This is a genomic window from Heminiphilus faecis (assembly GCF_008728965.1).
GTDB classification, from domain to species: domain Bacteria; phylum Bacteroidota; class Bacteroidia; order Bacteroidales; family Muribaculaceae; genus Muribaculum; species Muribaculum faecis.
Genome location: NZ_VSMC01000012.1, coordinates 31,126 through 57,558 on the forward strand (window position 1 = coordinate 31,126; position 26,433 = coordinate 57,558).

Annotated in this window: 21 protein-coding genes and 2 tRNA genes; 12 read left to right on the forward strand and 11 right to left on the reverse strand. The window is 48.6% G+C overall.

The features are described from left to right. Nucleotides 1-148: 148 nt before the first annotated feature. Nucleotides 149-1,153 carry a hypothetical protein gene (locus FW767_RS06670; RefSeq protein ID WP_121699482.1) on the reverse strand — a complete coding sequence of 335 codons (1,005 nt, stop codon included), beginning with the start codon at nt 1,151-1,153 and terminating at the stop codon, nt 149-151. A gap of 143 nt (nt 1,154-1,296) precedes the next feature. Between FW767_RS06670 and FW767_RS06675 the strand changes: the two genes are divergently transcribed. From FW767_RS06675 to FW767_RS06690, 4 genes are all read left to right on the forward strand, one after another. Further along, the gene (locus FW767_RS06675; RefSeq protein ID WP_205523846.1) at nt 1,297-2,214 is read left to right on the forward strand and encodes a phosphatase PAP2 family protein; all 918 of its coding nucleotides are present in this window, start codon (nt 1,297-1,299) and stop codon (nt 2,212-2,214) included. Nucleotides 2,215-2,353: 139 nt separating this feature from the next. Then, nucleotides 2,354-2,440: transfer RNA gene (locus FW767_RS06680), tRNA-Ser, on the forward strand. An 802-nt stretch (nt 2,441-3,242) separates the two neighbouring features. After that, a complete protein-coding gene (locus FW767_RS06685; protein ID WP_121699485.1) occupies nt 3,243-4,907 on the forward strand; it encodes a helix-turn-helix domain-containing protein in 1,665 nt (554 codons plus the stop codon). A gap of 193 nt (nt 4,908-5,100) precedes the next feature. Then, nucleotides 5,101-5,517: a hypothetical protein gene (locus tag FW767_RS06690; RefSeq protein WP_147438775.1), complete on the forward strand. Its 417-nt coding sequence runs from the start codon at nt 5,101-5,103 to the stop codon at nt 5,515-5,517. A 518-nt stretch (nt 5,518-6,035) separates the two neighbouring features. On the opposite strand, the gene FW767_RS06695 is transcribed toward FW767_RS06690, so the two are convergent. Both FW767_RS06695 and FW767_RS06700 read right to left on the reverse strand, forming a co-directional pair. Beyond that, nucleotides 6,036-6,108, reverse strand: a tRNA-Glu gene (locus FW767_RS06695). 142 nt (nt 6,109-6,250) lie between these two features. Beyond that, nucleotides 6,251-7,831, reverse strand: coding sequence for a DUF4925 domain-containing protein (locus FW767_RS06700; protein WP_121699488.1), 1,581 nt, complete (start codon nt 7,829-7,831; stop codon nt 6,251-6,253). 197 nt (nt 7,832-8,028) lie between these two features. Here FW767_RS06700 and FW767_RS06705 point away from each other — a divergent pair, with 197 nt between their 5' ends. Together FW767_RS06705 and FW767_RS06710 are read left to right on the forward strand one after the other, a co-directional pair. Then, on the forward strand, nt 8,029-9,174 hold the full coding sequence (locus FW767_RS06705; RefSeq protein WP_121699515.1) for a PCMD domain-containing protein: 1,146 nt from the start codon (nt 8,029-8,031) through the stop codon (nt 9,172-9,174). Nucleotides 9,175-9,196: 22 nt separating this feature from the next. After that, on the forward strand, nt 9,197-9,970 hold the full coding sequence (locus tag FW767_RS06710) for a porin family protein (protein ID WP_369863475.1): 774 nt from the start codon (nt 9,197-9,199) through the stop codon (nt 9,968-9,970). 9 nt (nt 9,971-9,979) lie between these two features. On the opposite strand, the gene radC is transcribed toward FW767_RS06710, so the two are convergent. The 4 genes from radC to FW767_RS06730 are packed head-to-tail and all read right to left on the reverse strand — an operon-like array spanning nt 9,980 to nt 15,203. Beyond that, nucleotides 9,980-10,702 (reverse strand): RadC family protein, encoded by a 723-nt coding sequence (gene radC / locus FW767_RS06715; protein WP_121699489.1) that lies wholly within the window; start codon nt 10,700-10,702, stop codon nt 9,980-9,982. 51 nt (nt 10,703-10,753) lie between these two features. Next, nucleotides 10,754-11,749 carry a glycosyltransferase gene (locus FW767_RS06720; protein ID WP_121699490.1) on the reverse strand — a complete coding sequence of 332 codons (996 nt, stop codon included), beginning with the start codon at nt 11,747-11,749 and terminating at the stop codon, nt 10,754-10,756. Next, nucleotides 11,749-12,903: a carboxynorspermidine decarboxylase gene (gene nspC / locus FW767_RS06725; RefSeq protein ID WP_121699491.1), complete on the reverse strand. Its 1,155-nt coding sequence runs from the start codon at nt 12,901-12,903 to the stop codon at nt 11,749-11,751. The genes FW767_RS06720 and nspC overlap by 1 nt, the downstream gene beginning before the upstream one ends. Next, entirely contained in the window at nt 12,900-15,203 is a 2,304-nt protein-coding gene (locus tag FW767_RS06730) for an ATP-dependent helicase (RefSeq protein WP_121699492.1), read from the reverse strand. The genes nspC and FW767_RS06730 overlap by 4 nt, the downstream gene beginning before the upstream one ends. Nucleotides 15,204-15,313: 110 nt before the next feature. Between FW767_RS06730 and FW767_RS06735 the strand changes: the two genes are divergently transcribed. The 3 genes from FW767_RS06735 (at nt 15,314) to feoB (ending at nt 19,884) form a co-directional block, all read left to right on the forward strand. Next, nucleotides 15,314-16,585 (forward strand): putative DNA modification/repair radical SAM protein, encoded by a 1,272-nt coding sequence (locus tag FW767_RS06735; RefSeq protein ID WP_121699493.1) that lies wholly within the window; start codon nt 15,314-15,316, stop codon nt 16,583-16,585. Continuing rightward, nucleotides 16,585-17,352, forward strand: coding sequence for a TIGR03915 family putative DNA repair protein (locus tag FW767_RS06740; RefSeq protein WP_121699517.1), 768 nt, complete (start codon nt 16,585-16,587; stop codon nt 17,350-17,352). The genes FW767_RS06735 and FW767_RS06740 overlap by 1 nt, the downstream gene beginning before the upstream one ends. A 111-nt stretch (nt 17,353-17,463) precedes the next feature. After that, complete coding sequence (gene feoB / locus FW767_RS06745) at nt 17,464-19,884, forward strand: ferrous iron transport protein B (protein ID WP_121699518.1); 2,421 nt, start codon at nt 17,464-17,466, stop codon at nt 19,882-19,884. A 3-nt stretch (nt 19,885-19,887) separates the two neighbouring features. Here the strand turns inward: feoB and FW767_RS06750 are convergent, their stop codons facing one another. The 4 genes from FW767_RS06750 to FW767_RS06765 all read right to left on the reverse strand — a co-directional run bounded on the left by FW767_RS06750 (nt 19,888) and on the right by FW767_RS06765 (nt 24,032). Continuing rightward, nucleotides 19,888-21,240: an MATE family efflux transporter gene (locus FW767_RS06750; protein WP_121699494.1), complete on the reverse strand. Its 1,353-nt coding sequence runs from the start codon at nt 21,238-21,240 to the stop codon at nt 19,888-19,890. An 84-nt stretch (nt 21,241-21,324) separates the two neighbouring features. Continuing rightward, entirely contained in the window at nt 21,325-22,182 is an 858-nt protein-coding gene (locus tag FW767_RS06755; RefSeq protein ID WP_121699495.1) for an enoyl-ACP reductase FabI, read from the reverse strand. Between the two features lie 137 nt (nt 22,183-22,319). After that, entirely contained in the window at nt 22,320-23,333 is a 1,014-nt protein-coding gene (locus tag FW767_RS06760) for a porin (protein ID WP_121699496.1), read from the reverse strand. 102 nt (nt 23,334-23,435) lie between these two features. Then, on the reverse strand, nt 23,436-24,032 hold the full coding sequence (locus FW767_RS06765) for a DUF4136 domain-containing protein (protein ID WP_205523847.1): 597 nt from the start codon (nt 24,030-24,032) through the stop codon (nt 23,436-23,438). A gap of 228 nt (nt 24,033-24,260) precedes the next feature. Between FW767_RS06765 and FW767_RS06770 the strand changes: the two genes are divergently transcribed. Genes FW767_RS06770 through FW767_RS06780 form a run of 3 tightly spaced genes read left to right on the forward strand, consistent with a single transcriptional unit; the run spans nt 24,261 to nt 26,400 of the window. Then, entirely contained in the window at nt 24,261-24,494 is a 234-nt protein-coding gene (locus FW767_RS06770) for a hypothetical protein (RefSeq protein ID WP_121699498.1), read from the forward strand. Beyond that, the gene (locus FW767_RS06775) at nt 24,478-25,518 is read left to right on the forward strand and encodes an agmatine deiminase family protein (RefSeq protein WP_317133119.1); all 1,041 of its coding nucleotides are present in this window, start codon (nt 24,478-24,480) and stop codon (nt 25,516-25,518) included. The genes FW767_RS06770 and FW767_RS06775 overlap by 17 nt, the downstream gene beginning before the upstream one ends. 3 nt (nt 25,519-25,521) lie before the next feature. Beyond that, the gene (locus FW767_RS06780; RefSeq protein ID WP_121699500.1) at nt 25,522-26,400 is read left to right on the forward strand and encodes a carbon-nitrogen hydrolase; all 879 of its coding nucleotides are present in this window, start codon (nt 25,522-25,524) and stop codon (nt 26,398-26,400) included. The last annotated feature ends 33 nt before the right edge of the window (nt 26,401-26,433 follow it).

Sequence of the window (26,433 nt, forward strand, 5' to 3'; positions counted from 1 at the left end):
TGAAGTTTAAGTTCATTGTCGCAATTTTTTTTTACAAAATTACTTAGACAATGCCTCATTTGCCAAAATAAAAGTCTGACCGTGCTGTGTGTAATGCTTTTGTTTCTAATTAGTTATGGTGAAACGTGACGTGATTGTCTGACCACAGCTATTTTTGCTTGAAAATACCGGCAAAATCAGTTTGATGGGGTGCGTTTTTGTTGTTGATGCGATTTTTAAGACGTGATTTACGTTTGTATACAACCTCGATGCTCTCCCCGAGCAACAGACTTATGGTGCGGTTTGATAACCCGCATGCAAGATACAATGCAAGCCGGTATTCCGATGGTTTTAAATCGCTGTATTCTTTTTTTAGATTATATAGCAGATTGTCACGACAATCGTTGACCGTATTTTCCATGTCGGCTATTATTACCGGGTCGTTTTTTATCAGGTCTATCTCCCGTTTTACCTTGTCGGCAATAGCTTTGCGCTCGGCAATAGTTCCCTGTGCTTCGTAATATGTATCGCAAAGCGAATCAATAAGGTTGAAGCGGGTATCAAATAGATGCTTCAGCTTATTTTCCATAACGGTCATTCCCTTCCGGTTGTTGCTGATGTCGCTTCTTAATGCCGAGGCTTCGGCCATAAGCACTGCTGTCTGTGCCGATCTTATTTTTAAACGTTGTCGTTGCCATACTATTATGCCTGCTGCAAGCGACAGAAGCAACAGACCGTATAATAAACGTCGGTTGTGTTTAGCACGCTCTTTATAAAGCATAAACTCTTTCTCCTTTTGAAGATAAAGGGCTGTCACCAACGCATTGCCCTCAACATTTACAGAGCCGGTTAAAGCGCGTTTCGCCTCTTGCGCTCTACGGTATTTGTCGTCAATTCTGTGTGCTCCGTAATATTCAATAGCAATATTGATTATTGAGTCTGACGGCGCATGCAGGTTGCGGGCGGCCATTGCCTCGCTATATAATAAAGCCCAACGCGCCACTGTGGACGAGTCGTGAAGCTGTGATACATCGATTAGGTTGAGCCGGTCAAACGCTTTTTCCGGATTTTCAGCCATTAACCGCTCGGCATCGTCAAGACTTCTTATATACTGGGTTGAGTATGAACATCCGGCAGTCAGAAACACAGCTATTATATATAGTATGATACGCATGTTTTATTCTGTATTATTCCTGTGACATGGATTGTTAATGGTTATGTTGCAAATTTATGCAATTTTTATTTGAATGACGGAAATAATTGGACTACATTTGTATGTAAATCCTGTATATGAAGTTAAAATGTATTTTATTATCCGTGTTTGCGTTAGCTGCTGTGTCGCTGCATGCGGCAGAAAAACCGGATAGTCTGTCACATAGTCGCAGTCCGTTGAAGAGCGTGGTGCAGGCCGGTACGGCATTTGCTGTTAACGTCGGCATTACCGAGGTGCTGAAACATACGGTGACCGAAAGACGTCCCGATGGGTCAGGCGATGATTCGTTTCCGAGCCGTCATACATCTTGGGCCTACAATCTCGGTTCGATAGGGGCCCGTGAGCTTTATCGCTTCTCCCCGTGGTCGGTGACGGGATTTCATGCAATGGCATCGGCTGTGGGTATGCAGCGTATAATGGCCCGGCGTCATCTTCCGCGCGATGTATTGGCCGGAGCTGCTATAGGTGTCGCCTCGGCTGAGCTTGGTTATTGGTTAGGCGGACTTTTCTTTCACGATGCCCCACTGAAGCTGCCCCATATGTCCTATGAGCGTCTTGCCGCATTTGACTACGCTACAGTAGCTGTATTTCCCTTATCCGATATAGGGGAGGGTTTGTCGCTACGTACCGGATTTTCGGCAAAAGCACATGTCATATATCCGCTGAACGAACATCTTGGGCTGCTTGCTGCATTGAAGGTGCAGTCATTGCCGGTATATCGGTCTGGCCAATTTTTCGGACTGCTTGACTCTGCCGGATTGTCGGCAGGAGCATCTTATGGTATGTCTTTGGGCGGAAGATGGGGCATTGAAAGCGATATCGTCATCGGTGTATCCCGGGTTTGGGGACAGGGAGGGTACAATTGTGGACGATGGGCTTTTGATTGCGATGCCACGCTTGGTTTCCCCTGTCGTATTGCCGACATGCTTATGTTGGGGCCACGCGCCGGTTATAATGTTATGGTAATGTCTGACGCAATATCTATGCTTACTTTGTCGTTTTTTACTCAAATTACATTCTGATACAGAGTCTTATTTATCTTATATTGAGAGTAGGTACCGGCTATTGTTGATAAAACATCAAAATTATTGAGCTAAAAATTTTGACAAGTCGAAAACATTGCATAACTTTGCACCGCTAAGTCAGAAAAGACCCACGCAAGGAGAGGTGGGTGAGTGGCTGAAACCACCAGTTTGCTAAACTGACGTAGGAGCAATCCTACCACGAGTTCGAATCTCGTCCTCTCCGCAAGGTGTTAACCCGCTGAATTTCAGCGGGTTTTCTTGTGTTGAAAAAACAGCAGGCGCTGACCCATTATAATACAGCAGGCATGTAGGGGCGCCAGTAGTACGGCACCAGCTTATCCGGATGGTCATGCGGTCAAAGCGGTTGCGGATGGCCATAAGGGTTGCGGCCGTACGGACATGGCCATTCAATCTGTGAGCATTTGCAGGCTCTCGCCATATTGGTGCTTTTTTATGACATGTATATTGTGCTGGGAATAATTTTGTTTATGTCACCACAATAATCGAACCTATGAAGTTAACCGTTTTTTTGTCACTACAAATCATAGCTATTTCGAGAAGCATGCGGGTCGCAGCCGGACGTCATTGTACAAGTGTCCCTACCACAAAGTAGTTGCCGTTTAACAACTGCTTTGTATAGCTATTGATTATAGTTGCATAATCATCGATATTTATTAAATTTGCACGTAGAACGGCCTCTGAACGACCGGAACCGACAAACTATTTTAAATATGCGCATATGGACAGGAAAGAACTTAAAAAGCTATATAATACTCCGGCAAATTTAAGGTTAAAGCGTATCGCTCTTTGCCTTATCGGAGTAGCTATTGCCATTCTGATTAGTATGATATTCTTGGTGGATAATGTCTCATGGCAATTATGGTACTTCATGCGCGGTTGTGCCGGGGCATTGGCAATCATATTTGTTATTATAGTGACAATTCTTGTCTATCGTGTGAACAGCGCTTATATATCCGGGGACCGGCGCGATAAAAAATGATGCATCCGCTTTTAAACCACAAATAATGAGAGAATTAATATATGTGTTGACGGCTATTGTTGTATTGGGCATTGTTTCATGTTCGAAGTCAATGTCACGATACGATGAAGAGATTGACCGGGCCCAACAGACGATGCGCAGCAATACCGACAGCGCACTGTCAATCTTGGATGCTATAGATCCTTTTGAACTGAAAATCGATTCTCTGCGGGCTAAATACCATTTCCTGAAAGGGTACGGACACTTGAAGCGCAACCGTTCCATGATTGGCGATTCACTTATAAGTTACGCCCACGAGTATTATCGGGGGAAAGACGTTGTGAGAGACATCAGGAGCGGTATGGTCTTTGCTTGGTATAAGTTCTGGGTCGGCGATACTCCCGGAGCCTTGGCCATGCTTGACTCCCTTGCGGAATTGCCTGACGTGCCCGACTCGTTGATGTTGCAGGTACTCAGGGTCCGCGTATTGCTCGGAGCTTCCGAGTATCAGGGTAAAGAGCTTATCCCGTACGCGAAAAAGTTTCATGAACTGGAGACGGATTCTATGAGAAAGACAGAGGCTCGGTACATGCTTTTATCGGCCTATGAATATGCCGGCGAGACAGACTCCGCGCTTTATCTTGTGGATGAGCTGATAGACTATGCCCGCGACAACAGGTGGGGCGACAAGCAATTTCTGTTTGAACTTGAACGGGCACAATTGTTGACGGAAAACAGCAGAAGCGGCGAAAGCGATGAGCTGATCGGGGAGATATTCCGTAAGGCGGGGCCCGGCAACGGAGCGGCTGACCTGCTGTATTTCCAGTATGCCATAAACGCGCTTAACTCCGGCGATGTCGGTAGGGCCGCGCGAAACCTTGCATTGGCCGACAGTGTAGCAGGCAAATTGAGAAAAGACGATGACGCCTATTATCGCAGTTACAGCAATCTGCTCCATGCAATTATCGACTTCAAGCAGACGGGGCGTATAAAGCTGATGCACATTAACGGCCTTAACAATCGCCAGAATGAACGCTTCAATCGCGTGAAAGCCTCGCAGTGGGAGTCGGAACGTGGCGCGTTGCGTCAGCAGAACCGTGCTTTGGCACTGAAAGCCGAGAGTGAACACAAGACAGTGATTATCCTTATAATAAGTCTTGTTACGTTGGTTGTCATGGTCGGCGCTATATGGATTATAAGAATACGCCGTTTACGCGAGCGTGAAAATGAGGAGCGTATCGAAGCGCTGCAGAAGATGGTCGACGAGTATAAGGCCACACCCGCTGTGCCGGATTCCGAAATCAAGGGTTCGGCGGCACTGCGCAGCGCCATGCTGAAGCAACTGGGCATTATCAAGATGGTGGCGGAAACTCCGACAGAACAGAACCGGGAAATGCTGCGTAAAATTTCCTCCATCGACGGAGAGATAAACGGTGAACTTGTCGACTGGTCAAACGTCTTTGAGATGATTGACAACCTTTATTCCGGATTCTATGCAACCCTCCACCACAAGTATGGCGACGTTCTTAGTCTGAAAGAAGAGCAGATAATAGTCCTTATGGTGGCCGGATTTTCGACAAAGGAAATCAGTGTGATAACAGGGCAGACCACCTCCACTGTCTATGTCAGAAAATCATCGATAAGGAAGAAGCTCGGAGTGCCCGAGAAGGAGGATATTGTCCGGTTTCTGCTAAGTCAGCGCCGAAGTTAAGAATCCATTAAGACCGCATGAGGCAGTATTAAGACTTTTAAGAAATGCAACCGCTGATTTTCAGTCGGTTGCATCTTGCGTGTTAAGACTGTTGTATTTGGAGTTAAAATCGCTTTGTACGTAATTTCGCATCTGTAATCGTCGTATGACGCTTCGTTTGATTGCAAACAAAATTATTAAAACCTGATGTGAAATGAAAACAAAAATTACCTCCTGCACCATCGTTTTTTTGATGGTTGCTTCCCTCCTTGCCTCATGCTCCATGGGCAAAGGAGACCGTCGAGACCGAAATCTTGAACAAGCAGTGCTGACACGTCTTGATTCAATCTCTGATGTGGAGTACGTGGGGTTGTCTGATGTTCAGGCATTTGAAGACAACAGATTCCAAGCCGTCATCATATATTATGTGGCGGATTCAGTCGGTAACAGGATAGAACGCAATGCCCGCGTCACAGCCAATGACGATTGTTCCGAGGTTTTTGCATGGGAAGATCTTGATTCCAACGTACTTGGGGAGACCAAGCGGATGATAAGTGGCAAACTGGAAGAAAAAGGCATCGATATGGACGGCAGTCTTATAGACGCCCTGCTTGAACTAAAGAAACAATAAAATACGCGCTATATGAGAAAGTTATTGATGCTTCTCCTGAAATATACGTCAACGGGCGCAAGGTCAATGACCTTCAGGAACTCGCTCAGCTTAATTCACTGGATATGAAGACCATGTCGGTGATAACCAATCCCGGTGCGGCGTATGCGGCAGATATAAAGTCCGTTATCCTGATACGTACAAAGCCCCCGAAAGGCGACCCAAATTTGCTCGTAGTTTGCAATTTCCGAAGAATTCGAAAGGTATTTATATTATGGGCGAAGTGTAAGGGCTGTATACAGACGTTGCGCTATTGCAGACTGATGATAGATAGGCCGTTTATGCTTGTTTGTTCTACGATGTCAGGCTATGTCCGTATAGCTTTCGGTCTGCGGACTATGTGGTATTGGTACCTACAAACATAGAGTATGTTTAAATTCTATAACCTATTTTGGCCCCCGGAAGCAGGGTGAGGATGGCGGCTTGTTTTATAAACAGCAAGAGCATCGAAATCATCCGATGCTCTTGCTAAAGGCGAGTAGCGAATCCGGGAATCGAACCCGGGTCTCCACCGTGAGAGGGTGGCGTGCTAGGCCACTACACTAAATCGCCATGTCAATGATGTTGTTGTCACTTTTGACACTGCAAAGGTAGGCATATTTTTTTTATTCTGCAAAAAATATAATAAGAAAAATCAAAAATAAAAATGCGACTTCATTTGAAGCCGCATTTTTAATAAATTATTTTCGTTTGATTACTCTGCTTTTGTCAGGCTTAGTCCTAATTCTATAGTCGAAGTGCCCTCTACAACCGCAGGTATGCTTTTAAATACTCCTGAAGCCATAGCACCGAACATTCCGAGGTCGGTACCTTCAAGCATCTTGGCCACAAATGCGTCAACAAACTCTTTGTCTTCAAAAGCCGGTGCGGCAATCTTGAGCATCGGAAGCAGGAAGTCGGTATCGACATATATGTTCATGCCGTTGTCGGCCGATGCATTAAAGTGCACAGGAACTCCGTTTGACAGCATCGGAAGATATTGTGTCATCGCAAGATTTATCAGTTGCTCCATGTCGATGCGGCCGAGCAATTCTGTAATCATGTCGTTTTCTCCCTCATCGGCCTTTGATTTGTTGGCATCGGCGGCGATAGCGGCGGGGTTCAGGAAGAGCAGAATTGAATTATTGTCTGTCACAACATATTGGGCTATGCCTGCGGGTGATGTTGCTGGAGCCATAGTCTCTTCATCAAGATAGTCTGCTATGATATTGCCGTCCTCGGTAAATCTAACTTTTTGCAGGAACATTGCAAGTGCTTGATTGAGGTCTATCACTTTGTCCGGATTTTCAGGAGTAGGCATAGGAATAAGTCCCATAGAGCATACCATGGTCACGAACATCTGCGGAGGAAATCCGGGGTCAAAAGTCGCATCCGATACCCAGTTGACATATATTGAGCCTTCGACCATGCCCATTTCATTAGGATGCTCTTCGGTTGGTACCCATACAGTGCCGGCGAGTGAGGTGTTTTTTAACTTCACTTCGGTGAGGTCGAGTTTCATTGTTTTGTTGGTCAGAACGCCGCTGTAGGCAAATGTGCAGTATTCGGTCTCACCTGTGCCGTTGAAGGTCGACTCGGTAAGGTCTGATGTCAGAGTTACGTTCAGGTCTGTCTTGGGCGATCCGGGAAGCACACCCGCAGTAGCAAAGCCGGCTTCATTGGCGCGTCCGAGAATCGAGGTTATGTCAAGGGGTGCGCCTTCAAGAGTGAGCACTGCTTTGGTGTTGTCGGCGGCATCGGGGGTGAATGTCACCATTTTGCCGATAAGCGGAGTGCCGTTGTAAGTCAGTGTCAGGCCGTTAAGGTCGGTGAATATCATTGCTGCGTCGGGGCGATGCAGATTTTTTGATGCAAGGTCAAATATGCTTATACGCATTTCGTGATTTCGCATAGTGCCCTGATAGCTGTAGGTATAGTACTCTGTTTCGCTTTGTCCACTGAAAGTGGCACCGGCTTCGGTGGCGTTAAGCTCAACCGGTATTGTCAGTACGGCGGTTCCGGGTATTATGTCGTTTTCACCGGGTGTCACACCTTTTGACGAGCCGTTGTTCTTGATTACGATAGTGCCTTTGTCCGGGTTGGCGGCATCAGGATTGAACGTAGCCGTAGCGTTTTGCAGACTGTTGTCATCTATTTTAAGGCTTAGTCCATTGCCGGTTGTGTATGTTACCGGCTTTGAGGGTACAACAAAGGGTTCTTCTTTGTCATCACTACAGGCTGTCATAAGGCACATGGTGCACACGACAGCAAGGAGGCAGAAAAGATTTTTTTTCATACTTTTTACGTAATATAATTTTGAGTTATGATTAGTTTCACAATCCCGGACACATTATTATATATAATGGTTGAAATCTATGCAAAGTTAAACAAAATTTGGTAAAGTGAGCCATAAAATTGTAAATTATGGAAAATAACGTAACTTTGCAGTATCAATTGGAAGATATAGTAGAAAATAAATCATACGTCTATAAAATGAAATTATTAAAGTGGATGTCGTGTGTGTTATTGGCTGTAGCGTCTGTCGCATGTATCCAAAACGAGCCGCTGAATGCGGAGTGCGATATAGTCAAGGCCTCGTTGCCTGAGGACATACTCAACCGCGAGCCTATAATCGAAAATGATAAAGTTATTTTTATTGTTAAAAATCATATATCGGTCAGTGAGCTCTCTCCCGAGTTTGAGCTTACTCCGGGAGCGACAATAGAGCCTTCGAGCGGTACCGTGCGCAACTTCACGACACCTAAAAAGTATATTGTGACTTCCGAGGACGGAAAGTGGCAGAAGACATATACTGTCGAAGTCGAGGTCAACAATACGATTAATCTTAATTACGATTTCGAGCATGTAAAACAGCGTGTCACCGGAAATTACACATATGATATATTTTATGAAGTAGGTCCTGCCGGCAACGAAGTAATGACATGGGCCAGCGGAAATCCCGGCTATGCTTTGACGGGGAGTCCCGACCTGAAAGACAATCCTTCTGCATTTCCCACCTATCAGATAGACAATGGACATTCGGGCAAATGCCTTGCGCTTACCACACGCAGTACGGGCGATTTCGGCGAGATGGTGAAGAAGCCTATGGCCGCCGGAAGTCTTTTTATTGGCAAGTTTGACATCCTGAATGCCATGCAGGATGCTCTTAAGGCCACTAAGTTCGGAACACCTTTTGTCAACATACCTCGGTCATTAAAGGGCTATTACAAATATGCTCCGGGCGAGACGTTTTTTGAGACTGACGGCAAAGGCAATCTTGTTCAGGTGCCCGGAAAGGTTGACAAGTTCAATATATATGCCGTATTTTTCGAGGCGGTCAAGGGCATGGAGATGCTTGACGGATATAATGTTTTGTCGGCTGACAATGCTAACATTGTGGCCGTGGCCGAGATAAACGATGCCGACAGGGTGGCCGCCGGCGAATGGACCTCGTTCAATATCCCGTTTGTATATCGTGAAGGCAAAGAGATTGACCCGCAGAAACTTATTGACGGCAAATACAGTATAACCATTGTGTTCTCTTCAAGCATAGACGGCGATTACTTCTCGGGAGCTCCGGGCAGTACGCTGTTGATTGACGAAGTATCGCTTGTATGTCTTAATCAGGATGAATTATAATAATATGCATACAGTCATGAATATAAAACGATATATATCGGCGTTTTTTGCCGCTGCAGTGGTTTTTTGTGCATCGGCACAGGGCGATACAACTCCGGGCCTTGTCTGGTCAGCTCTGCATGCGCTTGATTACGAGGTTTTTGCCGGAGTGAATATCGGCGGTACTTCACCTATTCCGCTTCCTGCCGAAATAAGAAGCATCGACAGCTACAATCCCAATCTGAACCTGCAGCTTGGAGCAAAGGCCACAAAATGGCTCGGCAAGGACAAAAAGTGGGGTATAGGCCTCGGTATTATATTCGAGTCCAAAGGCATGAAAACAAAGGCCACGGTAAAGAATTACGGCATGGAGATAATTCAGGAGGGCAGCCGTCTGAAAGGCAACTGGACGGGACGTGTCCAGACCCGTTACAGTTCCAGTCTGCTTACTTTGCCTTTGACGGCCAATTATAAGATCAACAGCCGTCTTAAGGTAAGTGCCGGCCCGTATATAGGCATAGCCATGAACAGCAATTTTGACGGATATGTCTATGATGGCTATCTGCGCGAGAATGACCCGACGGGCAATAAGGTGTCGTTTGAAGGTGATTCACGTGCCGCCTATGACTTCTCCGACGATATACGTGCTTTCCAGTGGGGTGCTCAGGCCGGTGTTTCTTGGTTGGCTTTCCGCCATCTTTCGGTAAATGCCAATCTTACGTGGGGTTGTAACGGCATATTCAAGTCCTCGTTCAAGACTATAACGTTTACAATGTATCCGATATACCTTAACTTGGGTTTCGGCTACGCGTTCTGATACTATTTATTATATCTTGCCTTCGTCGGCATAAGAGAAGTAGCCTGAAGGCGTTATGATGACATGGTCAAGCACTCTTATGTCAAGTAGCGCTCCGCCATCCTTAAGTTGACGTGTGAGCCTGTCATCCTCCGGACTCGGACGCATGTTGCCCGACGGATGGTTATGCAGAAGCACTATGGCCGATACTATGTCGCCGAACTCAAGCACTTTACGGTACAGTATCTTGGGGTCCACCACTGTGGCCGCGCTTCCGCCTTTGCTTATGCACACACTGTCAAGTACCTGATGGGAGCGCGACAGCAGCATTATCCAGAACTCTTCATGGTTGAGCATTTGCATTGAGCCGCGCATAAGTTCGTATACCGAGCTGCTGCCGGTTATGCGTGGTTTTTCCTGCGGTATTTCGTCGCGGCATCGCATGCCCAGTTCTATGGCCGCCGCCAGCGATATGGCCTTGGCCGGACCTATTCCGGGATTTTTCTTTATTATGTCGCGTATGGGCTTGCGGGCCAGCTCCGACAAGCGTCCGTTGCTGCGCGACAGGAGTTCACGGCTAAGGGTAAGCACCGATTTGCCTTTCATGCCGTTGCCGAATATTATGGCTATCAACTCGGCGTTGCTTAACGATTTTATACCGTGACGCATGGCTTTTTCTCTCGGACGGTCATCGGCCGCAAGGTCTTCGATAAGTACGTAGTCACGCACTGCTGTAGCAGAGTCGGTTTTCATAAGGATATGATTTTTTTAAGTATTAAGGGGTGGGGCGGTTTGTGGCGTTTGTCATTTGCCTTTACGCAAAAGTATCTCTTCTTGCACGTTGCGGCCGCGCCGCAATATGATTTTGGTGAAGTAGGCTTTTATGAAACCGCATCCGTAGCCGCCGAGCTGGATTATGCTTGCGGGTATTGACAGACATGCTATCTTGACGCTTTTTGTAGCCGCGAGGGCGCATATCCATATGGCTGTGAGGTAAAGCCCGAGCGGCAGGAAAAACCACGGACTTACCGCAAGGCCGAGCGCTGTCAGCGCCAAGGCGCCCATGACCGCCAAGGCAGGCAGCATGTGCACGACTTTCAGCGAGTCGGGATAAAGCAGATAGAGAGTTATGCGTGACATGCCGAACACATATACCTGACGCAGAAATTTTCTGAAGTCTACACGACGTTTATGGTATACGAATGCATCTCTGACGAGGCCTATCGAACATCCGGCGTTCTTGATGCGCGTGCTCATGTCGATATCTTCCGAAAACATCTCTCTGAAGCCTCCCACTTTCTCATATACTCTCCGTGAGAAACCCATGTTGAACGTGCGGGGTGTGAACTTTTCAAGTTGTATTTTGCCGCCGCGTATGCCTCCAGTGGTCAGAAACGAGGTCATGGAGTAGTTGATGGCTTTCTGCGTGTCGGAAAAAGAGTCATGGGCCGCATCGGGGCCGCCGAAGCAGTCGAGCGGTCTTGATGAGAGTGCGTAGTCAAGACGGGCGAAGTACTCGGGCGGTATCACGCAGTCCGAGTCGAAGAATATGAAGTAGTCGCCCGTAGCCCGTTCCATTCCGTAATTGCGGGCTATTGATCGCCCTTCGTTATCTTTATAAAAATACTTCACGTCGATAGGACCGTCATATTTCTTGACTGTGTCGGCGCAGGGCATTGTGGAGCCGTCCTCGACAATGATGACTTCAAAGTTCTTGTTAGTCTGCAATGACAGGCTGTGCAGCAGGTCCTCTATCTCGTCAATGCGGTTGTAGACCGGTATGATTACGGAGTATTTCATCAGCTCATGCGTGATTTATAGTCGTTATAGTCAAACTCTCGCAGATATCGGCAGTCGCCGTTGCGGTCACAGAACACTATGGACGGATGGCTGATGCCGTTGAACATGGTGGTCTTGACTGTCGTGTAGTGATTCATGTCTTTAAGAGTCAGGCGGTCGCCGACCTTCAGCGGTGCTGCAAACGACCAGTCGCCCACAAAGTCTCCGCTAAGACAGGAGTTGCCTCCGAGACGGTATTCCGGAGCCGAGCCGTCAGGCTCTATACTCTCGGCGATTGCCGGCTTATAGGGCATTTCAAGGCAGTCGGGCATATGGCATGCAAATGATGCGTCTATTATGGCCGTCTTTATCCCTTGGTTTTCCACCACATCTACCACTGAGGTTATGAGGTCGCCCGTCTGCCATGTGAATGCGCTGCCGGGCTCCATTATCACGTTCAGCCACGGATAGCGGGCCTTGAAGTCGCGCAAAAGCTTTATGAGGTGCTCGACGTCATAATCGGCACGGGTCATTAAATGGCCGCCGCCCATATTGACCCACTTGACTGACGGAAGATAACGTCCGAACTGCTGCTCAAATGCCTGAAGCACCCGTTCAAGGTCGTAGGACGATGACTCGCACAGGGAGTGGAAGTGCAGCCCTTCAAGGCCTTCGGGCAGTTCAGAGCCTATCATGTCGGCCGTCACTCCGAAGCGGGAGCCGGGCAATGCTGGATTGTATATGTCGGTTTCAATCACGGAGCATTGCGGATTCACGCGCAATCCTGTAGATACTTTGCCGTTGCCATCGCCGGCATTATGCCTGTCGACAGCTGGCTTGAAACGCAGATATTGCGATATGGAGTTGAATGTAAGGTGGGTGCTCCCTTCCATGAAAGGCACTATGGTGTCGTCGGTATAGGCGGGGCAGTAGGAATGTACCTCGCCTCCGAGCTCTTCGTTGCCGAGTCTCATCTCGTTGAGCGAACTCGCTGTGGAGTCGCGTACATACTCCTTTATTATAGGGAAAGTCTTCCACAATGCATTGGCTTTGAACGCCATTATGATGTTTACGCCTGCCTCTTTTTTTACCCGTGCTATAAGCTCGAGGTTAAGGCGCAGCTTTTCTTCGTATACGATGTAAAACGGGGTAGGTATGTCGTTGGGTTTCATTATCCGATGATTTTAAAACGTGCGAACTTCAATAATAATTTCTTTACGCCGAGGGTGTTGAAGCTAACCTCTATGCGTGCATCGCCCGCGGCGGTGTCAATGTCGGTGATGACTCCTCGTCCGAAGCGGCTGTGCTCTATTGTCATGCCTGTGGCAAGTTGTTCGATAGTGTGGAGGTCTTCGTCGCCATACGCCGTGACCGACTTGTGGGCATACGTTGTCGGTTCCTGTTGGTCAACCAACGGATGGCTGAACGAACGCCGTCTCTCTTTTGCCGACGTTTCCCTGTAGTTGTCGATTGGGTTTATGAAGTTGTCGGGTCTTACGATATCGTTGCCGGTGGCAAGATGCAGGTAGGTGCGGTCGATATCCTTCAGGAAGCGTGACGGCGAGCATGTCTTGGTCTGTCCGTTGCGGAATCTTGACGATGCGTAGCTGATGACACAGTTCAGCTTGGCTCGTGTTATAGCTACATATAGCAGTCGGCGCTCCTCCTCTATTGCGGCAAGCGAGTCGCATGACATGGCCGAAGGAAACAGTTCCTCCTCTACGCCGACAATAAACACGTTGTTAAACTCGAGACCCTTGGCCGCATGTACGGTCATCAACGTTATGGAGGCTTCGGTCGAGTCCTGAGTGTCCTGATCGGTGGCGAGCGATACTTCGCCGAGAAAGTCGGTCAGGGTCGTTCCGTCAGAACCCTCTTCCTGTTTTCCCGACACGAACTCCTGTATTCCCGCCAGCAGTTCCTGAAGGTTTTCCTGCTTGGATATGCTTTCGGGTGTACGGTCGCTAAGCAGCGAGCTCAGCAATGCCGTGCGGGTTATTATATGTCTTGCCACCGTCTCTGCGTTTTCTCCGTTACGGTTCATTTCGATGAATTCCTGTATCATGTCACGAAATGCCGTGAGTTTTTTTACTGTGCCTCCGTTCAGGCCGAGGTCGTACTCTCCGGTGTCGGCGAGTACTCTCCATGCGCTTACGTTGTTGTCTATGGCCGCGCGCAGTATCTTGTTGACGGTAGTCTCACCTATACCTCGTTTAGGATAGTTTATGACACGCTTGAATGCTTCGTCATCGTCGGGGTTGACCGATAGACGGAAGTATGCTATGGCGTCTTTTACCTCTTTGCGTTGGTAAAATGACAGACCGCCGTATATGCGGTACGGTATGTTGCGCTTTCGGAGTGACTCTTCGAGTATACGCGACTGCGCGTTAGTGCGGTACAGAACTGCATACTCGTCATAGCCGTCATGCTGCCGCATCTTCAGCTGCGATATCCTGTTGGCTACAAGATAGGCTTCTTCATAGTCGCTGAAACTCTGTACCACCTCTATTCGCGAGCCTTCGTCGTTTTTTGAGAATACGTTTTTGGGTATCTGTTCCGTGTTTTTCGCAATAAGCGAGTTGGCCGCGTTTATGATGTTCTGTGTGGAGCGATAGTTCTGTTCGAGTTTGAATATGCGCAGGTTGTCGTATGACTTTTTCAGATTGAGTATGTTGCGTATATTGGCGCCGCGAAACGAGTATATGCTCTGGGCGTCATCGCCTACCACACACAGGTTGTGGGAGTCGCGGCATATCTGCGATATGATGAGATGTTGGGCGAAGTTGGTGTCTTGATACTCGTCGACAAGAACATAGCGGAAAAATTCCTGATAATGGCGGAGCACATCGGGATTGTCGCGCAGCAGTATGTTTGTGTAGTACAGAAGGTCGTCGAAGTCCATGGCTCCGGCTACAAAACAACGGTCACGGTATATGCGGTATATCTCATGCAGGCGTTCGCGCTTGGAGCGGCGGTCGGCTTCCATGATGTCGGCGCTTATGGCATAGCGTTGTGGCGATATCAGTGCGTTTTTGGCCGATGATATAGCCGACATGACCACCGATGGCTTGTATATCTTGTCATCAAGTTCCATGTCCTTGATGATGGTCTTTATGAGCGACTTGGAGTCGGACGTGTCATAGATGGTGAAGTTGCTTTTGAAGCCCAGACGCTCGGCATTGCTGCGCAGAAGCCGTGCAAAGATGGAGTGAAACGTACCCATCCACAGCTTCGAGGCCGTAGCCGCTCCTGTCATCCCTTCGATGCGTTCACGCATCTCTCGCGCCGCCTTGTTGGTAAACGTCAGGGCGAGTATGCGCCACGGCTCGTATCCGAGCCGGAGCAGATGCACAATCTTGTATGTAAGCACACGCGTCTTTCCAGATCCGGCTCCTGCTATCACGAGCTGGGGGCCGTCGGTGTAAAGCACTGCGTCTTGTTGCTGCTTGTTGAGTTGTTGTATATAGTCTTCCATATATCAGTGCAAAAATAGTGATTTTTATTGACATCAGCCGAATGTTGATTTGGCAATATCCTGCGGATACATTAAATTTGTATCTCTGTTGACTCTCTTAATCACGGGCTATGACTGAAGCTACACTCAATAAACTGAAAATACTGGCTGAAGCCGCCAAATACGACGTGTCGTGCTCGTCGAGCGGCACTGTGCGCCGCGGACGCAAGGACGACGGCGTAGGCAACACCGTGGGAGGTGTGGGCATATGCCACAGTTTTGCCGATGACGGCCGTTGCATATCGCTGCTTAAGGTTATGCTTACAAATGTGTGCATGTATGACTGCGCATATTGCATAAACCGACGTAGCAATGATGTGCCGAGGGCCACGCTTTCGGTATCGGAACTCGTGGAGCTTACGATGGAGTTTTATCGACGCAACTACATTGAAGGACTGTTTCTCAGCTCCGGTGTGGTGAGAAATCCCGATTATACAATGGAGCGACTTGTGAAAGTCGCTCAGGATCTGCGTACCGTGCACCGTTTCAACGGATATATACATCTTAAAAGTATACCCGGAGCTTCGCGCGAGCTGGTAAACAGGGCCGGATTGTATGCCGACCGCATGAGCGTCAATATCGAGATACCTAATGAGTGCTCCCTTAAGTACCTCGCTCCGGAAAAAGATTTCAAGAGTGTTTACGAGCCCATGGGGTTTATACGTCAGGGTGTGCTTGAGAACAAGGAGGACCGCCGTAAATTTCGCAGTGCCCCGCGTTTTGTCCCGGCAGGTCAGAGCACGCAGATGATAGTTGGCGCGTCGCCTGAGCATGACCGCGACATACTGCGCCTGTCATCGGCTTTTTACTCGATGCCCACCATGCGGCGTGTGTATTACTCGGGTTACGTTCCGGTAAATACGTACGATGCACGCTTGCCGGTGCTTAAGCAGCCTCCTTTAATCAGGGAAAACCGTCTGTATCAGGCCGACTGGCTGATGCGTTTTTATAACTTTACGGCCGATGAGATTGTGGACGATGCTCATCCCGACCTTGAGCTTGATATTGACCCGAAGCTGTCATGGGCTCTGCGCCATCCGGAGTTTTTTCCTGTCGACGTCAACCGGGCCGATTATGAGTCCATACTGCGCATACCCGGAGTCGGGGTTAAATCGGCTACGCTTATCGTAAATGCGCGACGTTTCCGCAGGCTTAATTCGGAGCATCTGCGTAAAATCGGTGTGGTCATGAAGCGGGCACGCTATTTCATAACATGCGGCGAGCTTGAAGCGCCGTGTGTGGCCGATGTGTCGCCCGACTATGTACGTCGCAGCCTTACCGCCGCTACCGGTAAGGAGCGTGATAACAATCCGTTGCAGCTAACCATTGATTTCGGTTCATGATGTTGGTATACATGTTTGACGGTACTTTTGAAGGGCTTCTCACAGCTGTGTTTGATGCTTATTCACGTAAGTCTTTTCCGGAAGCTATTGTCCGGGAGGGCGCGGTTCTGCCTATGTTTTGCGATGAATGTCATGAGGTTATCGCCGATACCGGTAAGAGTGACCGGGTGTGGCGCGGTCTCGGACGCAAATTGTCGGCAGCTGCGCTGTCGGCTACCGCTACGAGTTTTCTTTGCGAGTTGCCTGATTATGACATAACGCTTTTTCGTTATATATGCCGTGCCTTGAATTCGCCTGTGAGCATCGAGACCGATTTTTCAGACCCCGATGTGGTCGAGGTCACCAAGATGGTGAGGCGGGTGCGGTATGAGGCTATGAGAATAAGGCAGTTTTTACGGTTTCAGAAAGCTGCCGACGGCACATACTTTGCGCTTATGGAGCCGTTGTACAATGTCTTGTCATTGGCTGTCGGACACTTTGTTGACCGTTTTTCATCAATGACATTCGTTATTTACGACAAGCGGCGCGGATATGGATACTATTATGACGGGCGTGAGGTGCATTGCGTGACCATGCCCGAGACTTTGCCCCATATATCCTCCGGGCGTCTTGACGAATCCATGATGGACGCCGATGAAAAACTGTATCAGGACATGTGGCGCGCTTATTTCAAGGCTATTGCCATCAAGGAGCGTATGAATCCTCGAAAGCAACGTCAGGACATGCCTGTGAGGTTTTGGAAATATCTTACGGAGAAAAATGGTTAAATAATGTTATTATTTATATCGGTTATAAATTAACGTCTGCGTTTTTTCGGTTGTCGCTTATAAAATTACGATATTTGCAGAGTGATAACCGAAATTTATTCTACATATATGATGAGACTTTCCGATTTGAAAACGGGGGAGACCGGTGTTATCGTAAAAATTCTTGGACACGGGGCGTTTCGCAAACGCGTCATCGAAATGGGCTTCGTCAAAGGTCAGCGTATAAAGGTGCTGCTCAACGCACCGCTGAAAGACCCGATCAAATACAGTATAATGGGCTATGAACTGTCATTGCGCCGGAGCGAGGCCGAGATGGTCGAGGTGCTTCCTCTTGAGGAGTCGCATCATATTGGCGGTGACGCTGTCGGAGTTGCCGGTTACCCCGGCAATCCGGTTCATGATGAAGTAATACGTAAGGATATAGAAGGCAAATGCAAAACGATAAACATAGCACTTATCGGCAATCCGAACTGCGGAAAGACATCTATGTTCAACGCGGCTTCCGGAGCACAGGAGCATGTAGGCAACTATAGCGGTGTTACGGTCGATGCAAAGAAGGGCCGTTTCGAGTATGGAGGCTATTGTTTTAATATAGTGGATCTGCCCGGTACCTACTCCTTGTCGTCATATTCGCCTGAAGAACTTTATGTAAGGCGCTATCTGCGCGACGAGACACCTGATGTGATTGTCAATGTCGTTGTGGCGTCCAACCTTGAGCGCAACCTCTACCTTACGACTGAACTTATCGACATGGACCGCTCTATGGTCATAGCTCTGAATATGTATGACGAGCTTGAACGCTCGGGTGCGTCGCTTGATTACAGTCTGCTTGGCCAGATGATAGGTGTGCCTATGGTGCCTACCGTGTCGCGCAACGGTGAGGGACTTCACAAGCTCTTTGATACGATAATAAGCGTCTACGAAGGACGTGACAATGCCGTAAGGCACATACACGTGAATCTCGGACCTGATGTGGAGCGGGGCATAACTGTTATAAAGGATGCCATAAAACGCGACGGAAACATAGGCGCGCATTTTTCGCCGCGGTATCTTGCCATAAAGTTGCTGGAGCATGACCGCGAGGTGGAGGACATGGTCAGGCGTTCGCCCGATCATGAAGCTATATTTGGATTGCGCGATGAAGCGGTGGCCGAAATAGAGAAAAACGGCCATGAGGATGTTACTTCTCTTATTGCCAATGAGAAATACGGATTTATAGCCGGCGCTCTTGCCGAGACATATACCGAGACCACCAAGGAGACGGCCCGGACTACCCATGTCATCGATGCTTTTGTGACTAACAGGCTTTTCGGATTTCCGATATTTCTGATGATCATGTGGTTTATATTCTGGTGTACGTTCGAGGTCGGTTCCTATCCTATGGCATGGATTGAGGCTGCTGTAGACTTTATTGCACGTACTGTACAGACTTTGATGCCCGAAGGTCCGCTCAAGGATCTTATAGCCGACGGCATAATAGGTGGAGTGGGAGGGGTCATTGTGTTTCTGCCTAATATACTCATATTGTATTTTTTCATATCCTTTATGGAGGACTCGGGATACATGGCCCGTGCCGCTTTCATAATGGACCGGCTCATGCACAAGATAGGGCTTCACGGCAAGTCGTTTATTCCTTTGGTCATGGGCTTCGGATGCAATGTCCCGGCCATAATGTCGGCCCGTGCTATCGAAAGCCGCAGCAGCCGCATTATTACGATTCTTATAAATCCGTTTATGTCGTGTTCGGCGCGTCTGCCGGTATATGTGCTTCTTGTGGGAACATTTTTCAACCGTCATGCAGGTCTTGTATTTCTCGGTCTTTATCTGCTCGGTATAGTGGTGGCCATGATGACTGCAAGGCTGTTAAGGCGTTTCTGGTTTAAAGCCGACGAGACACCCTTTGTTATGGAGTTGCCTCCATATCGGTTGCCCACTTTCCGTACTTCATTGCGTCATATGTGGACCAAAGGTGAGCAGTATCTGAAAAAAATGGGCGGCATAATACTTGTGGCAAGTATAGTGGTATGGGCGCTTAACTATTTCCCTCTGCATGATGAGCGTTCGTCGACACCGGAGTTTCAGGCCATAGCCATAGCCGAAGTAGATGACTCCGAGATAGACCTTAACCGTGATTCTTATCTTGAGATGCTGGGCAAGGCCGTAAATCCCGTGATGACTCCGCTCGGCTTTCACTGGCGTACTACAGTAGCCGCCATAGCGGGCGCTCCGGCCAAGGAGATAGTGGTATCGACCCTTGGCGTGCTTTATACCGGCGATGAGGAGATTGATGACAATTCATTGTCGGCGCGTCTTACCGCTCCCGATCCCATAACGGGTAAGCCCGACTTTACTCCGGCTTCGGCCCTTAGCCTTATGGTGTTTGTATTGCTGTACTTTCCATGCACTGCCACGGTCGTGGCCATTGTCAGAGAGACAGGGTCTTGGCGGTACGGAGCATTTTCGGTAATATACAATACGCTTGTGGCATGGCTTGTGGCATGGCTTACTTATAATGTTGCCGTGCTAATATAGAGTCTATGTGTTGACAAATGTCTTGTTGGCCCACTTCATGCTCCACCAGCGGTGTATGAATATGGCGCCGCGTGTCAGCTCGTCGGCTGCAATCATGCACCACAGAGCATTGATGCCGAGTGCGAAGTATATGCCGAGCGCGTATCCTCCGAGTACTTGGAGTAGCCACATGCTTGCCAGTCCCACATAAAACGGAAAGTTGACATCGCCTGCCGCACGCAGAGCATTTGTGGCGAATATATTTACCGGGCGGCCGAGTTCCACGAGTACGTCAATCCAAAGTATTGTGCATCCTATGGCTATTATCTCCTGATTGGATGTAAGCATTCCGAGTAGCCATTTGCCTGAAAATGCGAGTGCCAGCGAGAGGCTGACGGTAATGACAAGAGCGAGCCGCATTACGTACTTGCCGAGTATGAAGGCGCCGCGGTATTTGGCTTTGCCTACGAGATGCCCCACCGATATGGCGCCACCCTGCGATATGGCTATGCAGAACAGATAGCCGAACATCACTATATTTACCACATATGTGCGTGCTGCAAGTACCTCGAGTCCGAGCATATTGATGAAAAATGTCATTATTATCTGGGCCGAACTGTAACTGAGCTGTTCGCCGGCCGAGGGTATGCCGATCTTAAGCAGGTTTTTAAGTTCTTTGACTGGAAACCTCTTGAATATGTGCCATGGGAAGCGCGGTATTGTGGTGCGGAACAATATTACGGCAAGCACAGTCATGGCTATGGCGCGGCTTGAGGCGGTGGATATGGCGGCCCCTTCGGCCCCGAGTGCAGGAGCTCCGAATTTACCGAATATGAGTACATAGTTGCCGAATATGTTAAGTATGTTGACAAGCCCGACGACTATCATAGGGTAGACGGCCTTGTTGCTCGCGCGCAGAGTCGCCGACAGTGTTAGTGACAGCGCTTGAAAGAATGCGAACAGACCTACGATTTGCATATAGCCTATGCCCTCTTTGAGTAGGTTGTCATCAAGACCCATCAGCTTCAGTATGGGTACCGCTCCGAAGCATAGCAGGCCGCTTATGGCCAGTCCTATGACAAGATTCACGACGAGTGCCACTCCTACGGCGTCATAGATGCGGTTGTTCAGACGTGCTCCGAGGTATTGGCTCACAAGCACAGATGTGCCAAGATTTATGACTTCAAATACGAGGAAGCACAGCATGACTATCTGATTCACAACACCTACGGCCGCAACTGATGTGTCGCTGTGCCGTGAGAGCATGATAGTGTCTACCGCTCCGAGAGTCATGATGAGCAGTGTCTCAATGAATATCGGCACGGTAAGCGATGCCAATTGCTTTTTTAGGCTGTTGGTCGGCTTAAGTGAAGTCATAGAGTATTTATATAAAGACAAAAGAGACGGATTCAGTCGTTTATCCGCTCTTTTGTCTTTTAATGTCGTGGTGATGACAGCTGTTTATCCGTACTGTATAGTGCCGTCGGGATTGCGGTAGAGGTCGAAACTCTTCTCATATTGGTCCATGGCGCGAAGGCTCATACCCATGCTTGAGAAGCCGCCGTCGTGAAATAGGTTCTGCATTGTCACCTTGCGTGTAAGGTCGCTGAACATGACTATGCAGTAGTCGGCGCACTCGTCGGCGTTGGCGTTGCCTAACGGCGACATGCGGTTTGAGAAGTCCATCAACGACTCCATGCCCTTTACACCGCTTCCTGCAGTGGTCTGTGTCGGTGACTGCGAGATGGTGTTTATACGCACATTTTTCTCACGGCCGTAGATGTAGCCGAAGCTGCGGGCTATTGACTCAAGAAGAGCCTTGGCATCGGCCATGTCGTTGTAGCCGAACATGGTGCGCTGCGAGGCTATGTAGCTGAGGGCTATTATGCTGCCGTAGTCGTTTATGGCGTCGAGTTTTTTTGCGGCCTGTATCATTTTGTGGAATGATATGGCGGATATGTCGAGAGTTTTGTTGAGCAGGTCGTAGTCAATGTCGTCATACAGACGTTTTTTTCTTACATTGGGCGACATGCCTATTGAGTGTAATACAAAATCGATTTTGCCGCCGAGTATCTCCATCGATTTTTCAAATACCATCTCAAGATCCTCGACATTTGTAGCGTCGGCCGGGAGTACTTCTGCGTTAAGCTTTTCTCCGAGCTTGCTTACATCGCCCATCCTCACTGCCACAGGGGTGTTTGACAGCGTGATCACGGCTCCTTCTTCTACCGCTCTTTCTGCTACTTTCCAAGCGATACTCATGTCATTGAGCGCTCCGAATATCACGCCGCGCTTTCCTTTCAATAAGTTATGACTCATTATGATATGATGTTAGTAAAAAAATTGCGGCTGCAAAGTTACAAAAAATACTTTAAATTTGTTCAGTTGCGACAATATACCTTCTGATTATTATAAACCGGTGAAAGTCGGGCAGATAAGTCGTCTATATCAGGCATTTAGAATCTGACTACAAGTTCTACTACAAGTTTATCGCCGTCGCCGGGCAGGTATTTGGCGTCATGGCGGTAAAAGTATTTTTCATAGTTGACCCTTATGTCGGCGTGGAGTGCTTTTTTTACATAACTCAGAGTGGCGCCGGCGGTTATGCGGTTGCGTGCCGGGTCGGTTGTCGTCAGAAGTCCGTCTTCATTACGGGTGCCGTTGCTGTGTGCGGTCATGCCGTCGAAGCGTCCTTGAAAGGACAGGGTGTTGAATATGCCTGCATTGACCGGCATGCGGTAATCGGCAAATATGCTGTAGGCATGACATGCTTTGTGAGCCTTGTGGGTATAGTGCTTATACATATACTCTCCCTCTATTGTCCATCGGTCGGCGCTCCAGCTTATGCTGCCGTCAATGAGGTTCATTCTCACAGAGTCGGGGCTTAGCGATTGTATGCCGGTGGCAAGTTTGACGCAGTCTATTGTATATGTGGCTTTGCCGGCATATGACATCTTGCGGTGCCATGTCTCATGGTCCGATATGGTTGACGGGTTGAATGCTCCGGCCTCGACCTTGAGCGGAATAACCGGCAACGAGTACTCTAACTTAGCTCCTACAGCGCGTACGTTGCATACCTGTTTGCCTATAAATGACCGGTTGGCGAAAATATAGTTTTGAGGCCCTCTGAATGGGTCGACGCCGAAAGGCATACGGAACTGGCCTGCCCGTGCTTTAAGGTCGTCAGTGATGTTGATCTGTCCCCATGCATCAAGTATTTTCATCTTTCCGCGGTCGCAAAGGTCTGTGTTTATATAATATTGTATTTCGGGAGCTATCCGTCCTTCAACGCTAAGACGTGCATTGCGCACCTGAAAGCGGTTTTCGCCGTTTTCAGTGGCAAGTTCCCAACGTGATCTTACAGTGCCGTGAAATACCGGTTTATAATCGATATCTGATTCTTCAGCCTTGGCCGGTATGTTTGCCGTCAATAATAATGTAAAAAAGAAAATAAGAATACGGAATGGCATAATTACAGTATAAAGGTGGTTTATTCAGCGCGTAAAGATACAGAATAAAACCGACATGCTGAAATTATGTCATTGTTTTAATGTGCTATCGTCGAGGCAACGTCAGTTTTTGTTTTGACGGTATCCTTCCAGAAGAGGTACGGGATATTGTGAGAACATAACCGACACGGCCTGACTGATGGCGGGAAGATCGCGGTATGCGCCGTTGACCGGATTTATGATTGTGGCTACTGACGAGGAGTAAAGCGGCTTCATCAGCCGGGTATCGATCATGTCGATTGTGAGAACGCCCTCTTCGTAAAGACCCTTTACGATGCGGGTGTAGGTTTCGCTGTCGTTCCAATAAAAGTCGCGTGGCATAACGAAAAACGGGTAATATCCGTTGTAATATGGCCCTGACTGATTTTTGTGTCCCGGGCGCATACTATCGGCTGCGCTTTCGGGAGTTATAGTGTGGTGTACTGTTACACCTATATTTATAAGCAGTGTGGCGTCGGGGGCTTCATGATAACCGCGTTTCAGCATCTGGTCGCGTATCGAGGCTACGATGTTGGAATAGGTTACAGGCTGCATGCCCGGAGGCAGCTTGCCTTTGGACCGGCTGACGATGCGGTATTTTTCATAATCGCTCATATCGGCATTATTGTATGTCTCGCTGTTGAGCAGAGTGTATCTGGAACATCCCGTTAATATTAGCACAGTCGTAAATAATAAAAATATGTATTTCATAAAACCCTACTGTTTAGTAATATGATAACAATGCCGGAAAGTCAAATGTTTCGCGAAGCTTATTGACAATATTTCTTTAAAATTGCAAAAAGGTTTGGCGGGTAAAGAATAGTGTAGTATATTTGGGCTCACATTATGATTATGCAACGACACGTCATTGATTGTCACCTTAATTTAACGTAGACATACCACTGCATTATGACCGATATCACACAACTGTTTCTGCATATTATTCATCAGTATAAAAGTGTTGACATAGCAGAGGCCGAGTTTAAAAAGATGCTTCATGAAGATACAGAGCTTCGTGAAGAGTACCGTGAATGGTGCGACGCCGTAGGCAGTTCCGAAAAGATGGGCTTCCTCGATTATTGCGACGAATACATGGACTCTCAGGAGTCGATATATGATACACTAAATGATTATGACGAATGATGTGAATTGCCGCCGGCTTCCGGCGGAGTGGGAGCCTCATGGAGGTGTTATACTCGCATGGCCTCATGCCGATACCGATTGGGCGCCTATATTGGAGGAGGTTTCTGATTGTTTTGAAAATATAATCAGGGCCGTTGCCGAAGAGGAGATTGCCGTTGTCATCGCTCCCGATACTTCAATACCGCAAAGCCGCCTCGCCGACCTTGACAATGTTCTATATGTGACACTCCCCACTAATGACACGTGGGCGCGTGATTTCGGCCCGATAACTCTTATCGAAAACGGCAGCCACATCATGTGTGATTTCCGTTTCAACGGTTGGGGGCTTAAATTCCCTGCTGATAAGGACAATCTGCTGACTCGCGGTATGACGAGTGCAGGTGTGCTGCAGGGTATATATCGCAATCGCCTCGGTTTCGTGCTTGAAGGAGGGTCGATAGAGAGCGACGGACAGGGCACTCTGCTCACTACCTCGCAGTGTCTGCTGTCGCCAAACCGTAATGGCGAGATGTCGCGTGACGATATTGAGCGATACCTCACCCGTCAGTTCGGACTGAAAAAGGTCCTTTGGCTTGACCACGGATATCTTGCCGGTGACGATACCGACAGCCATATAGACACCCTCGCGCGTCTCGCTCCCGGTGACACCATATTGTATGTAGGCTGCGATGACGAGAACGATGAGCATTATGCCGAATTGGCCTCGATGAAGTGTCAGCTGATGCAGATGCGCACCCTCGAGGGCAATCCGTTCAATCTCATTCAGCTTCCCATGCCCGACGCCATTTATGACGATGAGGGGCAAAGGTTGCCGGCCACATATGCCAACTTCTTGATAATTAACCGCTCGATACTCATGCCCTCTTATGCGCAACCGCTTAAGGACGAGCTTGCGGCAAAAATACTTAAGATAGCGTTTCCCGACCACGAAATCAGGATGATCGACTGCCGGGCGCTGATAAAACAGCATGGATCGCTGCACTGTGTGACAATGCAGGTGCCCCGCGAAATATTACCGATATAAACTATGTTGAAAATAGGATTAATACAGCAGTCCAATACTGCCTCGATTGAAGATAATCGCCGTCGTCTCGCTGACAAGATGAGACGTCTGGCCCGAAGCGGAGCAGAGCTTATTGTGAATCAGGAACTCCATGATTCATTGTATTTCTGCCAGACCGAGTCGGTCGACCTTTGCGGCCTTGCCGTGCCGTTTCCATCCGAGACTACCGTCTTTTATTCGGAGCTTGCCAAGGAGCTCGGAGTGGTGATAGTGACGTCGCTTTATGAGCGCCGTGCTCCCGGATTGTACCATAATACCGCTGTCGTGTTTGAGAAAGACGGCACTGTGGCGGGTAAATACCGTAAGATGCATATACCAGACGATCCGGCTTACTACGAGAAGTTCTATTTCACCCCCGGTGACCTCGGTTTTGAGCCTATAGACACCTCGGTAGGACGGCTCGGTGTGCTCGTGTGCTGGGACCAGTGGTATCCGGAGGCCGCGCGCCTGATGGCGTTGCGCGGTGCGCAGATACTCATTTATCCTACAGCCATAGGCTGGGAAAGCAGCGATACAGATGACGAGAAAGCCCGTCAGCTTGATGCTTGGGTCACGGTACAGCGCGGTCATGCCATAGCCAACGGACTGCCGCTTGTGGCTGTCAATAGAGTCGGGCACGAGTCTGATCCTTCAGGAGCCACTGCCGGTATATCGTTCTGGGGCAACTCGTTTGTCGCCGGACCTCAGGGTGAGTTCCTTTTCCGGGCGGCCTCCGACAGCGAAGTCTGTGCTGTGGTCGATGTGGACCTTCAGCGTTCCGAAAACGTAAGGCGCTGGTGGCCGTTTCTCCGCGACCGCCGCATTGACGCCTATTCCGGCCTGACCTCCCGCTATCTCGACTGATTCCCATAATATACTATCGACCAATCGGTCCAT

What these genes read in the sequence shown, in the direction of transcription:
- FW767_RS06670 (WP_121699482.1), bottom strand. Translation starts at nt 1,153, where the DNA reads ATGCGTATCATACTATATATAATAGCTGTGTTTCTGACTGCCGGATGT.
- FW767_RS06685 (WP_121699485.1), top strand. Translation starts at nt 3,243, where the DNA reads ATGAGAGAATTAATATATGTGTTGACGGCTATTGTTGTATTGGGCATT.
- FW767_RS06690 (WP_147438775.1), top strand. Translation starts at nt 5,101, where the DNA reads ATGAAAACAAAAATTACCTCCTGCACCATCGTTTTTTTGATGGTTGCT.
- FW767_RS06700 (WP_121699488.1), bottom strand. Translation starts at nt 7,831, where the DNA reads ATGAAAAAAAATCTTTTCTGCCTCCTTGCTGTCGTGTGCACCATGTGC.
- FW767_RS06705 (WP_121699515.1), top strand. Translation starts at nt 8,029, where the DNA reads ATGAAATTATTAAAGTGGATGTCGTGTGTGTTATTGGCTGTAGCGTCT.
- radC (WP_121699489.1), bottom strand. Translation starts at nt 10,702, where the DNA reads ATGAAAACCGACTCTGCTACAGCAGTGCGTGACTACGTACTTATCGAA.
- FW767_RS06720 (WP_121699490.1), bottom strand. Translation starts at nt 11,749, where the DNA reads ATGAAATACTCCGTAATCATACCGGTCTACAACCGCATTGACGAGATA.
- FW767_RS06730 (WP_121699492.1), bottom strand. Translation starts at nt 15,203, where the DNA reads ATGGAAGACTATATACAACAACTCAACAAGCAGCAACAAGACGCAGTG.
- FW767_RS06735 (WP_121699493.1), top strand. Translation starts at nt 15,314, where the DNA reads ATGACTGAAGCTACACTCAATAAACTGAAAATACTGGCTGAAGCCGCC.
- FW767_RS06740 (WP_121699517.1), top strand. Translation starts at nt 16,585, where the DNA reads ATGTTGGTATACATGTTTGACGGTACTTTTGAAGGGCTTCTCACAGCT.
- feoB (WP_121699518.1), top strand. Translation starts at nt 17,464, where the DNA reads ATGAGACTTTCCGATTTGAAAACGGGGGAGACCGGTGTTATCGTAAAA.
- FW767_RS06750 (WP_121699494.1), bottom strand. Translation starts at nt 21,240, where the DNA reads ATGACTTCACTTAAGCCGACCAACAGCCTAAAAAAGCAATTGGCATCG.
- FW767_RS06755 (WP_121699495.1), bottom strand. Translation starts at nt 22,182, where the DNA reads ATGAGTCATAACTTATTGAAAGGAAAGCGCGGCGTGATATTCGGAGCG.
- FW767_RS06760 (WP_121699496.1), bottom strand. Translation starts at nt 23,333, where the DNA reads ATGCCATTCCGTATTCTTATTTTCTTTTTTACATTATTATTGACGGCA.
- FW767_RS06770 (WP_121699498.1), top strand. Translation starts at nt 24,261, where the DNA reads ATGACCGATATCACACAACTGTTTCTGCATATTATTCATCAGTATAAA.
- FW767_RS06775 (WP_317133119.1), top strand. Translation starts at nt 24,478, where the DNA reads ATGATTATGACGAATGATGTGAATTGCCGCCGGCTTCCGGCGGAGTGG.
- FW767_RS06780 (WP_121699500.1), top strand. Translation starts at nt 25,522, where the DNA reads ATGTTGAAAATAGGATTAATACAGCAGTCCAATACTGCCTCGATTGAA.